This window comes from Streptomyces sp. NPDC050161 (assembly GCF_044460025.1).
Classification (GTDB): domain Bacteria; phylum Actinomycetota; class Actinomycetes; order Streptomycetales; family Streptomycetaceae; genus Streptomyces.
This window is the reverse complement of the sequence record NZ_JBITJM010000013.1, coordinates 160,525-173,186: the sequence shown is the minus strand read 5'-3', so window position 1 is coordinate 173,186 and position 12,662 is coordinate 160,525. Positions and strand designations below refer to the sequence as shown.

The window sequence follows — 12,662 nt, the reverse complement described above, 5'->3', positions numbered from 1 at the left end:
CGGTGCGGATGCCGTGACCGACGCGACCGGTGCGGATGACGTGACCGCTGACCGCGCGGTGCCTGCCGTTCCGCGGCCCGGCCGCCACGTACTGGTGCTCGGCGGCACCACGGAGGCGCGTGAGCTGGCCGCCGAGCTGGCCGCGACCGCCCCGGATGTGCAGGTCACGTCCTCGCTCGCCGGGCGGGTCGGCACCCCGCGGCTGCCCGTGGGCGAGGTCCGCATCGGAGGGTTCGGCGGCCCCGACGGCCTTGCCCGCTGGCTGCGCGAGCACGCGGTGGACGTGCTCATCGACGCCACCCATCCTTTCGCCAACACGATCAGTCTGCACGCGGCGCAGGCCGCCGCCACCGCCCATGTTCCCCTGCTGTCCCTGCGGCGGCCCGGCTGGGTGCCGGGACCTGGTGACAACTGGCACCCGGTGGCCTCGCTCGACGAGGCCGCCGCCGCGCTGCCCGCCCTCGGCAGCCGCATCTTCCTCACCACGGGACGCATGGGCCTCGCGCACTTCGCGCACCTCGCGGACCTCTGGTTCCTCGTACGCTCCGTCGACGCACCCGAGGCCCCGCACCCGCCCCGGATGCGCACCCTGCTCGACCGCGGCCCCTTCACCCTCGACGGCGAACGCGCGCTCATCGCCGACCACCGCATCGACGTCCTCGTCACCAAGGACAGCGGCGCCGCGGCCACCGCACCCAAGCTCGCCGCGGCCCGCGAGGCCGGAATCCCGGTCGTCCTCGTCACCCGGCCCCCGGCGCCGGACGGCGTGCCGACGGTGGCCGGGCCGGCCGAAGCGGCCCGGTGGGTGCGGCGGCAGCTGTCCTGACCGCCGCACCTCTCCGCGGCTCAGCGCTTACGGGGCGGACGACGGCGGCGCGGGCCGCGGCAGGCGCAGCCCAGGCCCTCGTCACGGACCTGACGGTAGGTGGGGGTGACCTCGTTGCCGCAGTGCGTGCAGCGGCACGGCCACGGCTCGTAGGCGCCGGGGCAGGCGATGAGCGGCACCAGACCTGCCGCGTACATGGTCCGCTCGGCGACGGTGGCGGGCTGCCCGGTCGGCGCCGGAGGGGCGGAGGCGGACGGTGCCGGGTGCGGGGCGGGCGAAGGCGCCGGGTGCGGGGCGGGCGCGGGCTGCGACTGAGGCTGCGGCCCGGCATCCGGCGCGGGCGGGGGCGGCGGCACGGGCGCGGTCAGCGGCACGGGCGCCAGCGGAGGCATCGGGGCCGATGTGCTCCGGGCGGGAGGCGGCAGCGGGGGGCCCGGCTCCGGCACGTACGCCTCCGGCGCATACGCCTCCGGCACGTACACGTCCGAAGGGCCCGGCTCCGGAACGTACGGGTCCGGAAGTCGCTGCTCCGGGGCGGGAGTTCGGGCCTCGGGCACCGGCACCGGCACCGGCACCGGCGCCGGGCCCGGCGGCATCGCCTCCGGCCCAGGACCCGGCAACCCCGGTCCCGCGCCCGCCCCTTGAGGTGGTGGCAGGACCCGCTGGGAGGGCACCGGAGGCGGGTCGTCGCCGGCATGCCACTGGTGCAGGCAGTCGGCGCACCACCACAGCAGTTCGCCGCCGCCGTAGACGCCCTCGTCCTCCCAGAGGAGGTCGGTGCCGCCACAGGACGGGCAGGGAGTGGCCGGGGTGCGGCGTCGCCTTGCGCGAAGGCTCATGAGTGAGACCTGGTCATGGTTCTCCGACTTCATCTGTTTCGAGCCGTGATGGCAAGGGCACACCCCGCCGATGCACGTGGTGCGTGCGTGGCTTCCGTGGGGGCGGACGCGGTGGATCCGCCTCCACGGGGAGCCTGCACAGCAACAATGTGCCACCCGTGCGTGCACAACAGCCGACAGTTCGGTCAATTTGGAGAACTGGCGCCGGGCCACCGACGCACCGGGCTCACCCCTCCGGATACCGCCGCGGCGTCCACACGATCTCGGTGCCGTCGCCGCGCCGTACCGCCCGGGTCTGGGACGAGCCGATCAGCAGGATCGTGCGCATGTCGACCTGGCCGGGATCCAGGTCGGCGAGCCGCACGATCCGTACGGACTCCTCGGGGCCCCCGACGTCCCGGCCGAGTACGACCGGGGTGTCAGGGGCGCGGTGCTCCAGCAGGAGTTCGCGGGTCTTGCCGACCTGCCAGGTGCGGCTGCGCGAACCGGGGTTGTACAGGGCCAGCACCAGATCGGCCGAGGCCGCAGCCCGCAGGCGTTCGGCGATGACCTCCCACGGCTTGAGGCGGTCGGACAGCGAGACCACCGCGTAGTCGTGGCCGAGCGGTGCGCCCGCCTTGGCCGCCGCGGCGTTGGCGGCGGTGACGCCGGGCAGCACGCGGACCCGGACCGAGCGGTAGGGCTCCTGCGCGGCGACTTCGAGCACCGCCGTGGCCATCGCGAAGACCCCGGGATCGCCGCCCGATACGACCGCCACCCGACGGCCGCGGCGGGCCAGATCGAGGGCGAGTTCGGCGCGTTCGGACTCCACCTTGTTGTCCGAACCGTGCCGCAGCTGGCCGGGACGGACCGGCACCCGGTCCAGATAGGTGGTGTAGCCGACCAGGTCGTCGGCCGCGGCCAGCGCGCCCCGCGACTCGGGCGTCAGCCACAGCGGCCCGGCGGGCCCGGTGCCGACGACCACGACCTCGCCCGTGGACGTATCCGTCTCCGTACCCGTATCGGCTTCGGTGCCCGTGCCGGGCGTCGTCGCCTCCGGAACGGCCTGGGCGGCGATCCGGCTGGGGACCACCGCGACCGCGAAGTACGGGACGGAGTCCGCGTCGACGTCCGCCAGCGGGCCGGTGCGCTCGCCCGCCATGGTGGCGCGCTCGACGTACCTGGCCTCCGGCAGCCGGCCGGAGCGCTCCATCGCCCCGCGCACGGCGGGGAAGGTGCGGCCCAGCTTCATGACCACGGCCGCGTCGGTGGCGGCGAGGCGGGCCGTCAGCTCCTCCTCCGGGAGGGTGCCGGGCAGGATCGTCAGGACCTCGTCGGCCTCGGCGAGCGGCGTGCCGAGCCGGGCCGCCGCCGCGCTGACGGACGTCACGCCGGGGATGACCTCGGTCGGATAGCGGTGCGCGAGCCGCTTGTGCATGTGCTGGTACGAGCCGTAGAAGAGCGGGTCGCCCTCGGAGATGACGGCGACCGTGCGGCCCGCGTCGAGGTGCACGGCGAGCCGCGCCGCTGACTCCTCGTAGAACGCGTCCAGCGCGCCCCGGTAGCCGCCGGGGTGATCGGTCGACTCCGTGGTGACCGGGTAGACCAGCGCCTCTTCGATGTGGTCGGCGCGCAGGTGCTCGGCCGCTATGGACCGTGCGATGGACCGGCCGTGCCGGGCGCTGTGGTACGCCACCACGTCCGCATCGGCGATGACCTGCACGGCCCGCACGGTCATCAGGGACGGGTCGCCAGGGCCGAGCCCCACGCCGTACAGGCGGCCCGCGGGCCGCTCCCCGCGCACGCCGCCGTCGGACTGCCCATCGGGCTGCTGCTCGCTCACGCTTACTCTTCCTCGCTCGCCATGGCGTTGATCGCGGCTGCGGTCATGGCGCTGCCGCCGCGCCGCCCGCGCACCACGATGTGGTCCAGCTTCGACGGGTGGGCGGCGAGCGCGTCCTTGGACTCGGCCGCGCCGATGAAGCCGACGGGGATGCCGACGACCGCCGCCGGGCGCGGTGCGCCCTCCTCGATCATTTCCAGCAGGCGGAACAGCGCGGTGGGCGCGTTCCCGATGGCGACCACCGCGCCGTCCAGCTTCTCCCGCCACAGCTCCATCGCCGCGGCGCTGCGGGTGGTGCCCAGATCGGCGGCGAGCGCGGGCACCGACGGGTCGGCGAGAGTGCACAGCACCTCGTTGCCGGCCGGCAGCCGCTTGCGGGTGATGCCGCTGGCGACCATGTTGGCGTCGCACAGGATCGGTGCTCCGGCGTGCAGCGCCTCGCGTGCGCTCGCCACCACGCCGGGTGTGTAGGCGAGGTCGCGTACGAGGTCGACCATGCCGCAGGCGTGGATCATGCGGACCGCGACCCGGCTGACGTCGGCGGGCAGCCCCGCGAGGTCCGCCTCGGCGCGGATGGTGGCAAAGGACTGGCGGTAGATCGCCGCCCCGTCCTTCTCGTAGTCGAACACGGTGCCCTCGGTGTGGTGGGTCGGTGGTGGGTGGGTGGCAAACGGCGGGTGGGCGCGGTCAGTGGCGCGACGGAGGCTGGGAGGCCGCGGCCCTGGCGGTGGCGACGGCGTCGGCCGCCTGCCGCGCGGTGGCGCCGGATGCGACCGGCGCCGGTGGTGCCCCGGGCCGTACGACGGACACCCGGTAGCCGTCGCCGGTGGCCAGGACGTCGATCCAGGTGCCGTGCGGGTGGCCGCAGCGGCGCGCGCAGCCGGACCACTGGACGGGCAGCGGCCCATCGGCCCCGGTGGCACCGGCCGCGACGGCTGCCGCGGCGTCCGCCCGTACGTCCGTCAGGGACTTGGCGCAGCCGGGGCGGCCGGTGCAGGCGCCGATCCGGTGCCAGGGGGAGGCGGGGTCGGTGATCAGTCCGGCGGCGGCAAGTTCCGGGAGCCGCCGCGCGGCGGTGGCGGGCGCGAGGCCGGGGACGATCACCCCGCGCCAGGGGGTCAGGCGCAGCGTGCCGTCGCCGTCGGTGGCCGCCACGTCGGTCAGCAGCCGCCACTGGGCGCAGGTCAGCCGGCCCAGCGGCGCCGGCACGCTGAGCGCCGAGCCGCCGGGCCCTTCGACGATGCCGGGCGCGGCGGCCTCCCCGTACGACGGTGCCTCGCGGTACGCGGGTACGTCGCCCGGCGGCACGTACGCGGCGGCGACGCCGGCCGCCCGCAGCCGCTCGCCGGTCTCGCGGACGGTCGGCAGCCGGTCGGCCGGCAGGTCGCGGACCCGCCAGGCGCCGGTGCCTTCCGCCGCCGCCAGGAAGTGCTCGGCGGCGGCGAGCGCGGCCCGCGGCACGTCGGGTCCTGCGATCCGCAGGGCGGCGGGGGAGCCGTCGGCGGTGTCCGGGAAGTCGTCGGGGGCGCCCAGGAAGAGGAGGGCGCCGCCGGTCGTCCCGTCCGGCCCGGTGGCTTCTGCGACCAAGGTCACATCGCCGCCGAGCGCCGCCACATCGCCCCTGCCGTCGTCCAGGACGAAGAGGAAACGGCCCGACAGCTGCGGCGCGACGTCGCTCGCGCACAGCAGCCCGTCCAGCTCCCCGGCCCAGCGCCGCACGTCAGCGGGGGTGCGGCGGTCGAGGCCCGCGAGCGGTGAGGCGAGGATGTTGCGGACGCGTTCGTGGCGGGCGGAGGGCAGCAGCCCGGCGTCCGACAGCAGCGCGGCCAGCTCCTGGCCGCAGCCGTCGGACAGGCCGCGCAGTTCGGCGTTGCCGCGCGAGGTGAGGGAGATCCGGCCGTCCCCGAGCCGCTCGGCCGCGTCCGCGAGGGCCGCCGCCTGACGGGCCATCAACTCCCCGGCCGGTACCCGGACTCGGGCCAGCGCCCCGTCCGCCGCCGGGTGCAGCCGCAGCGCTCCCGGGCAGGCGTCACCGCGGTCGCGCGGCGGCGTCGTGGCCCGGTGGGGCCGGAGGGAGGGGGAGGGCGGCATGGCGGCGAGCATACCGACGTCGGGTGCGGGCCAGGTCGTGAGCCGGGCCGCCGGGGGAGGGGGCGGACGGCCGGTGCGGATGCGGCCTCCCGCGCGTCGGGCGCAGCCCTTACTATGCAGGTCGGTGGGTCAGCTGGCCCACCGGACGCCAGCGACGGCGCCAGGGAGGAAGCCCGGTGAGAATCCGGCGCGGTCCCGCCACTGTGAACCCGGACACCCTCCGGGCGAGCCAGGAACTCCCGCCGTCTCTACGACCCACCCGGGGCGCGGACACCCCGAGGAAGGCCCTGCGCTCGCATGCTTCTGCTGCTGTCGACATCCGACACCGACCTGCTCAGCGCTCGCGCTGCCACCGGTCCCGTGCCGTTCCGGCTCGCCAACCCCGCCCGGCTCGACGTCGGTGAGCTGCCCGCGCTGCTGGAGGGCACCGACCTCGTCGTCGTGCGTCTCCTGGGCGGCATCCGCGCCTGGGAAGAGGGCCTGGAGGTGCTGCTCGCCGCAGGCCAGCACCGCCCGGTCGTCGTCCTCACCGGCGAACAGGCCCCCGACGCGCAGCTGATGGAGGCGTCCACGGTCCCGGTCGGCATCGCGGCCGAGGCGCACGCCTACCTCGCGCACGGCGGCCCCGCCAACCTCGGCCAGCTCGCCCGCTTCCTGTCCGACACGGTCCTGCTGACCGGCCACGGCTTCGAGCCGCCGGAGCCCGCCCCGTCCTGGGGAGAGCTGGAGCGCCCCGACGCCCGTACGGACGTCGCAGGCCCGCTGGTCGCGGTGCTCTACTACCGCGCCCACCACATGAGCGGCAACACCGGCTTCGTCGACGCCCTGTGCGCGCAGATCGAGCAGGCAGGCGGGCGTCCGCTGCCGCTCTTCGTCGCCTCGCTGCGGGCGCCCGAGCCCGAGCTGATCGACGCGCTGCGCCCGGCCGACGCCATCGTCACCACCGTCCTGGCCGCCGGCGGCACCAAGCCCGCCGAGGCGTCCGCGGGCGGCGACGACGAGTCCTGGGACGCGGGCGCGCTGGCAGGACTGGACGTCCCGATCCTCCAGGCCCTGTGCCTGACCGGCACCCGCGCCGCCTGGGAGGAGAACGACGAGGGCCTGTCCCCGCTCGACGCCGCCACCCAGATCGCGGTCCCGGAGTTCGACGGCCGCCTGATCACCGTCCCGTTCTCCTTCAAGGAGATCGACGAGGACGGCCTGCCGACCTACGCCGCCGACCCCGAGCGCGCCGCCCGGGTCGCCGGCATCGCGGTCCGGCACGCCCGCCTGCGCCACATCCCGGCCGCCGACAAGCGCCTCGCGCTGGTCCTGTCCGCGTACCCCACCAAGCACTCCCGCATCGGCAACGCCGTCGGCCTCGACACCCCCGCATCGGCCGTGGCCCTGCTGCGCCGACTGCGCGACGAGGGCTACGACTTCGGCACCGAAGAGGTACCGGGACTGGCGTCGGGCGACGGCGACGAGCTGATCTACGCCCTGATCGAGGCCGGCGGCCACGACCAGGAATGGCTCACCGAGGAGCAGCTGGCCCGCAACCCCGTCCGCATCCCGGCCGCCGACTACAAGCGCTGGTACGCCACGCTCCCGCAGGAGCTGCGCGACTCCGTCGAGCAGCACTGGGGCCCGCCGCCCGGCGAGATGTTCCTGGACCGCAGCCACGTCGGCGAGCCGGGGCGCGACCCCGAGGGCGACATCGTCCTCGCCGCCCTGCGCCGCGGCAATCTCCTCGTCCTCATCCAGCCGCCGCGCGGCTTCGGCGAGAACCCGATCGCGATCTACCACGACCCCGATCTGCCGCCCTCGCACCACTACCTGGCGGCCTACCGCTGGATCGCCGCGTCCGCCGACGACGGCGGCTTCGGCGCCGACGCCATGGTCCACCTCGGCAAGCACGGCAACCTGGAGTGGCTGCCCGGCAAGAACGCCGGCCTGTCCGCCGCCTGCGGCCCGGATGCCGCACTCGGCGACCTCCCCCTCATCTACCCCTTCCTGGTCAACGACCCCGGCGAGGGCACCCAGGCCAAGCGCCGGGTCCACGCCACCCTCGTCGACCACCTCGTCCCGCCGATGGCCCGCGCGGAGTCGTACGGCGACATCGCCCGCCTGGAACAGCTCCTCGACGAGTACGCCGCGATCTCCGCCATGGACCCGGCCAAGCTGCCCGCCATCCGCGCGCAGATCTGGACCCTCATCCAGGCCGCCAAGCTCGACCACGACCTCGGCCTCGAAGCCCGCCCGGACGACGACGGCTTCGACGACTTCCTGCTGCACGTCGACGGCTGGCTGTGTGAGGTCAAGGACGCCCAGATCCGCGACGGCCTGCACGTCCTGGGCGGCGCCCCCACCGGCGCGGCCCGCGTCAACCTCGTCCTCGCCATCCTCCGCGCCCGCCAGATCTGGGGCGGCACCTCCGCCCTCCCCGGCCTGCGCGAGGCACTCGGCCTCGACGAGTCCGCGGCGACCCGCACCGCCGCCGATGACACCGAGGAGCGCGCCCGCGCCCTCGTCCAGGCGATGGAGGACGCCGCCTGGGATCCGGCCGCTGCGGAGCGCGTGAGTGCCGAACTCCCGCCCGCCCAGCGGGAACCGGTCACCGCCATCCTCGCCTTCGCGGCCCAGGAGGTCGTCCCCCGCCTGGCCGGCACCACCGACGAGATCGCCCACGCCGTCCATGCGCTCAACGGCGGCTTCGTCCCCGCGGGCCCGTCGGGCTCCCCCCTCCGCGGCCTGGTCAACGTCCTCCCGACCGGTCGTAACTTCTACTCCGTCGACCCGAAGGCCGTCCCGTCCCGCCTCGCCTGGGAGACCGGCCAGGCGCTGGCCGACTCCCTCCTGGAGCGCTACCGCTCCGACAACGGCGACTGGCCCACCTCCGTCGGCCTCTCCCTCTGGGGCACCAGCGCCATGCGCACCTCGGGCGACGACGTGGCCGAGGCGCTCGCCCTGCTGGGTGTCCGCCCGGTCTGGGACGACGCATCCCGCCGCGTCACCGGCCTGGAGGCCATCCCCGCCGCCGAGCTCGGCCGCCCCCGCATCGACGTCACGCTCCGCATCTCCGGCTTCTTCCGCGACGCGTTCCCGCACGTCATCGGCCTCCTGGACGACGCCGTACGGCTCGCGGCCGGGCTGGACGAGCCGGCGTCGGAGAACTACATCCGCGCCCACGCCCAGGCCGACCTCGCCGCCCACGGCGACGAACGCCGCGCCACCACCCGCATCTTCGGCTCCCGCCCCGGCACATACGGCGCGGGCCTCCTCCAGCTCATCGACTCCCGCGACTGGCGCACCGACGCCGACCTCGCCGAGGTCTACACCGTCTGGGGCGGCTACGCCTACGGCCGCGGTCTCGAAGGCCGCCCGGCCCGCGACGAGATGGAAACGGCCTACAAGCGGATCGCCGTCGCCGCCAAGAACACCGACACCCGCGAACACGACATCGCCGACTCCGACGACTACTTCCAGTACCACGGCGGCATGGTCGCCACCGTCAAGGCACTCAAGGGCAAGGCCCCCGAGGCGTACATCGGCGACTCCACCCGCCCCGAGACGGTCCGCACCCGCTCCCTCGTCGAGGAGACCTCCCGGGTCTTCCGCGCCCGCGTCGTCAACCCCCGCTGGATCGAGGCGATGCGCCGCCACGGCTACAAGGGCGCCTTCGAACTCGCCGCCACCGTCGACTACCTCTTCGGCTACGACGCCACCACGGGCGTGGTCGCCGACTGGATGTACGACAAGCTCGCCCAGACCTACGTCCTGGACCCGGAAAACCGCACCTTCCTCCAGGAAGCCAACCCCTGGGCCCTCCACGGCATCGCCGAACGCCTCCTCGAAGCCGAATCCCGCGGCATGTGGGAAAAGCCGGACGCCCAGACCCTGGCCGCCCTCCGCGAGGCATTCCTGGAGACGGAGGGGGACCTGGAGGGGGAGGGCTGAGAGGGCTCGCGTCCGTGGCCACGTGGACGTAGTGGGGCGCTGCCGGGTACCGCAAAGCCTCCAGACCGCCGGGATGTCCCCGGAGCAGCCCGCTTGACCCGGGCTGCTCCGGAGAGTGAGGGTTGTGCAACCAGACGCAACGCGCTCGACGGCGGAGGTTGTCATGGCACTGCGGTTCGTCGGTAAAGATCCAGAGTCCGGGGATCACGGCCCTCCGGCCGTGTGGGTCGATGAGGACACAAAGGATCTCCTCTTCCAAGGGTGGAAGGCGGACGAGGGGACCACGAGCGAATGCTCGTTGGATGTTGCGGTCCCGGGCCACGAAGCAGTGATCCGGGTACCGAAGCGGATGATCCCGCTTCTCAGGGAGGCGCTTGATGTCGCAGAGCTTGACTAGCTTTGCCGACCTTCTCCGCGTGGCTGAGCGGTCAGCCGTCCATCTGGAGATGCGGGACGCTTACGGCGTGGAGAACGAGGTCAAAGGGTTCGCGGAGTGGAGGCAGGGGCACCGCCTTGACCCTGACAACCGCGAGTCGTGGTGGCGGCCATGGCTTGACCTTGTACAGGAAGTCACGAGCAAGGGTGTGGTGCTGCGCCGCGCTCGGATCGTTTCGGAGCCGGTGAGCGACTACATCCGCTTTGAGCACTCGGGAACCTTCACGAACGTTGCGGCGGGTGAACAGATTCGATGGCTGCCTCGGCATCACGCATCAGACCTGGCCCTGCCGGGTAACGACTTCTGGCTGTTCGACGGCCGGCTGGTCCAATTCAATATCTTTGACGGGAACAGTCGGTGGGTGCGCACCGACCAGTCCGATGACCCTGCGGTCGCCCAGCTCTGTGCGTCAGCGTTCGAGGCGGTGTGGGAGCGCGGAACCCCGCACGAGAAGTACAGCGTCTGACACAGCGGCCGGTTCATGCCCTCGTCCCCATTCTCCAGCGCCCAAGCGGCACGCACCGCGGTGGCGGCCCGGTTGCACGGCATCATGAAGGACGCCGGGCTCACGGGACATGAACTGGCCGCCCGGTGCAGTTGGCACAAGTCGAAGTCCTCGCGGATCGCCCGGGGCAAGACCCCACCCTCAGACGCAGACATCCGCGCTTGGTGCCTGGCCTGCGGAGCTGACGACCAGATCGCAGATCTGATCGCTGCGTCGCGCAATGCTGAATCCATGTACGTGGAATGGCGGCAGATCCACCGTGACGGGATGCGCCGCGTCCATGAACGGACGGTGCCCCTCTACCAACGGACCCGCCACTTCCGCGTCTACGCCTCCAACCTTGTACCGGGGATGCTTCAGACGGCTGAGTACGCCACGGGCCTATTGCGGTCCATCACAGATTTCCAGGACACCCCGGACGACGTCTCGGACGCCGTGCAGGCTCGCCTGGACCGCTCTCGCGTAGTACGGCAGGGCAACCACCGCTTTGCCTTGCTGCTGGAGGAAGCGGTTCTCTACTACCGCGTTAGTGATGACGCGGCTTTGGCGGGACAACTCGGCTACCTGCTGTCAGTGATGGCACAGCCGAATGTTGCACTCGGCGTGATCCCGTTCGGCGCCCGTCGCACGGTCTGGCCCCTGGAAGCGTTCTACGCCTTCGATGACTTTCAAGTGGCCGTGGAGACGCTGACGGCGGAGATCAACCTCACTGCCCCCGGCGAAATCCGTACGTACCTGAAAGCCTTCGGAGAACTGTCGAAGATTGCTGTTCGCGGTCCCGAAGCACGTGTGTGCATCACGAGGGCGATCGACTCGCTCGGGTGAATCCGTGCAACCACGCGCAACATCGTGGACCGTCAACTCCCGCCTGCCTAACGTCGTTTGCGTCAAAGGCGGTGGACGGAGCACCTCGAAAGGTGCGGGAGAAGTTGTCCCGCGCGCGGCTTCGATCCGCCACTCCACAGCCGTGATCGACAGGAAGTGAGGCACCCATGGGCAAGAAGGGTGGAGACCACTCCGGCAGGCCCGATACATCCGACAGTGACGGTCACCGCGACAGGCCGCCGGGACCGACCAAGCCCTACGAGCCTCCGAAGAAGTGAGGCCGATGACGACGCACCAGTGGCTCATCGAGGTGCTGCGGAGCAAGGGGGCGTTGCTGCCTGACTGGCAGGAGGCGGTGGCCTCGGTGGACCGCGCCCTGTTCATCCCGGAGGTGTGTGCGGGGCACGTTTTTTCCACCGACCCCGAGGGCTGGCTGCGGGCGGTCTACGCGGACGCTCCTCTCGTCACGCAGGTCAACGACGGGAGGCCGACACCCGAAGGGGAGTTCAGGCTCTCCACCTCGTCGTCCTCCATGCCGTCGATCATGCTGGAAATGCTCGGTCTGCTCGACGTACGGGAAGGGCACCGGGTGCTGGAGATCGGCACCGGCACGGGATACAACGCCGCCTGGCTGTGCCATCGGCTGGGCGAAGACAGGGTGACCAGCGTGGAACTCGACGCAGCGGTCCTGTCCACCGCAGTGGCGAACCTGAAGCGTGCCGGCTTCCGCCCGACCGCTGCCCTCGGCAAGGCACACGACGGTTACCCGGGGGAAGCGCCGTACGACCGCATCATCTGTACCTGCACCATGCGCTACGTGCCACGGTCCTGGCTGGAGCAATGTCCCGAGGGGCGGATCGTCACCCCATGGGGCAGCAGCTTCTTCAGCGGTTCCTACGCCACGCTGGATGTCGAGGGCGGCGAAGCTCAGGGCAGGTTCTCCGGCTATCCGGCCTTCATGTGGGACCGCACCCGGCGGGCCAGGTCCGGCCGCATCGCCGATCTCTACCAGGGGGAGCGGGGCGAGACGAGCACGACGGACATCCCGCCGCAGAACGTCATCCAGGACGCCCCGGCCTTCTTCACCGGCCTGCGGGTCACCGACGCCTGGTATCGCTGGTGGGAGGCGGACGACGGCAGCGGCGAAGCGACGCTGTGGTTCTTCTCCGATGACGGGCGGTCATGGGCGACCGTGGAATACGTCCCCGACAGGGAGCCGTACGAGGTGGAGCAGTACGGGCCCCGCACTCTCTGGGACGAGGTGCGAGAGCAGTTTCTGCGGTGGCACGAACTCGGGAAGCCGGAGCGGTCCCGGTTCGGCCTGTCGGTGGACGGGGACGGGCAGCGGGTGTGGCTGGACGACCCGCGGGGGTGATCGGGCG

General features: G+C 72.8%; 9 protein-coding genes and 1 riboswitch. Of the genes, 5 read left to right on the top strand and 4 right to left on the bottom strand.

What is annotated here, in order from left to right; genetic code table 11:
* Positions 1 to 58: 58 nt before the first annotated feature.
* A complete protein-coding gene (locus ACIBK8_RS22210; RefSeq protein ID WP_399043557.1) occupies positions 59 to 826 on the top strand; it encodes a cobalt-precorrin-6A reductase in 768 nt (255 codons plus the stop codon).
* Between the two features lie 20 nt (positions 827 to 846).
* On the opposite strand, the gene ACIBK8_RS22205 is transcribed toward ACIBK8_RS22210, so the two are convergent.
* The 4 genes from ACIBK8_RS22205 to cobG all read right to left on the bottom strand — a co-directional run bounded on the left by ACIBK8_RS22205 (position 847) and on the right by cobG (position 5,578).
* Entirely contained in the window at positions 847 to 1,665 is an 819-nt protein-coding gene (locus tag ACIBK8_RS22205; RefSeq protein ID WP_399043513.1) for a hypothetical protein, read from the bottom strand.
* Between the two features lie 226 nt (positions 1,666 to 1,891).
* Positions 1,892 to 3,487 carry a precorrin-2 C(20)-methyltransferase gene (locus ACIBK8_RS22200; RefSeq protein ID WP_399043512.1) on the bottom strand — a complete coding sequence of 532 codons (1,596 nt, stop codon included), beginning with the start codon at positions 3,485 to 3,487 and terminating at the stop codon, positions 1,892 to 1,894.
* 2 nt (positions 3,488 to 3,489) lie between these two features.
* Complete coding sequence (locus ACIBK8_RS22195; protein ID WP_399043511.1) at positions 3,490 to 4,116, bottom strand: precorrin-8X methylmutase; 627 nt, start codon at positions 4,114 to 4,116, stop codon at positions 3,490 to 3,492.
* A 58-nt stretch (positions 4,117 to 4,174) separates the two neighbouring features.
* On the bottom strand, positions 4,175 to 5,578 hold the full coding sequence (gene cobG, locus ACIBK8_RS22190) for a precorrin-3B synthase (RefSeq protein WP_399043510.1): 1,404 nt from the start codon (positions 5,576 to 5,578) through the stop codon (positions 4,175 to 4,177).
* Between the two features lie 124 nt (positions 5,579 to 5,702).
* A riboswitch (cobalamin riboswitch) is annotated at positions 5,703 to 5,838 on the top strand.
* 37 nt (positions 5,839 to 5,875) lie between these two features.
* Between cobG and cobN the strand changes: the two genes are divergently transcribed.
* The 4 genes from cobN (at position 5,876) to ACIBK8_RS22170 (ending at position 12,655) form a co-directional block, all read left to right on the top strand.
* Positions 5,876 to 9,514, top strand: a complete 3,639-nt coding sequence (gene cobN, locus ACIBK8_RS22185) for a cobaltochelatase subunit CobN (RefSeq protein WP_399043509.1) — start codon at positions 5,876 to 5,878, stop codon at positions 9,512 to 9,514.
* 377 nt (positions 9,515 to 9,891) lie between these two features.
* Positions 9,892 to 10,416, top strand: coding sequence for a DUF6879 family protein (locus tag ACIBK8_RS22180; RefSeq protein WP_399043508.1), 525 nt, complete (start codon positions 9,892 to 9,894; stop codon positions 10,414 to 10,416).
* Positions 10,417 to 10,431: 15 nt separating this feature from the next.
* Positions 10,432 to 11,280 carry a helix-turn-helix domain-containing protein gene (locus tag ACIBK8_RS22175; protein WP_399043507.1) on the top strand — a complete coding sequence of 283 codons (849 nt, stop codon included), beginning with the start codon at positions 10,432 to 10,434 and terminating at the stop codon, positions 11,278 to 11,280.
* 283 nt (positions 11,281 to 11,563) lie between these two features.
* On the top strand, positions 11,564 to 12,655 hold the full coding sequence (locus ACIBK8_RS22170; protein ID WP_399043506.1) for a methyltransferase domain-containing protein: 1,092 nt from the start codon (positions 11,564 to 11,566) through the stop codon (positions 12,653 to 12,655).
* Positions 12,656 to 12,662: the final 7 nt, after the last annotated feature.

Coding starts and splice junctions, on each gene's coding strand:
- ACIBK8_RS22175 (WP_399043507.1), top strand. CDS start 10,432: ATGCCCTCGTCCCCATTCTCCAGCGCCCAAGCGGCACGCACCGCGGTG.
- cobG (WP_399043510.1), bottom strand. CDS start 5,578: ATGCCGCCCTCCCCCTCCCTCCGGCCCCACCGGGCCACGACGCCGCCG.
- ACIBK8_RS22180 (WP_399043508.1), top strand. CDS start 9,892: ATGTCGCAGAGCTTGACTAGCTTTGCCGACCTTCTCCGCGTGGCTGAG.
- ACIBK8_RS22205 (WP_399043513.1), bottom strand. CDS start 1,665: ATGAGCCTTCGCGCAAGGCGACGCCGCACCCCGGCCACTCCCTGCCCG.
- cobN (WP_399043509.1), top strand. CDS start 5,876: ATGCTTCTGCTGCTGTCGACATCCGACACCGACCTGCTCAGCGCTCGC.
- ACIBK8_RS22170 (WP_399043506.1), top strand. CDS start 11,564: ATGACGACGCACCAGTGGCTCATCGAGGTGCTGCGGAGCAAGGGGGCG.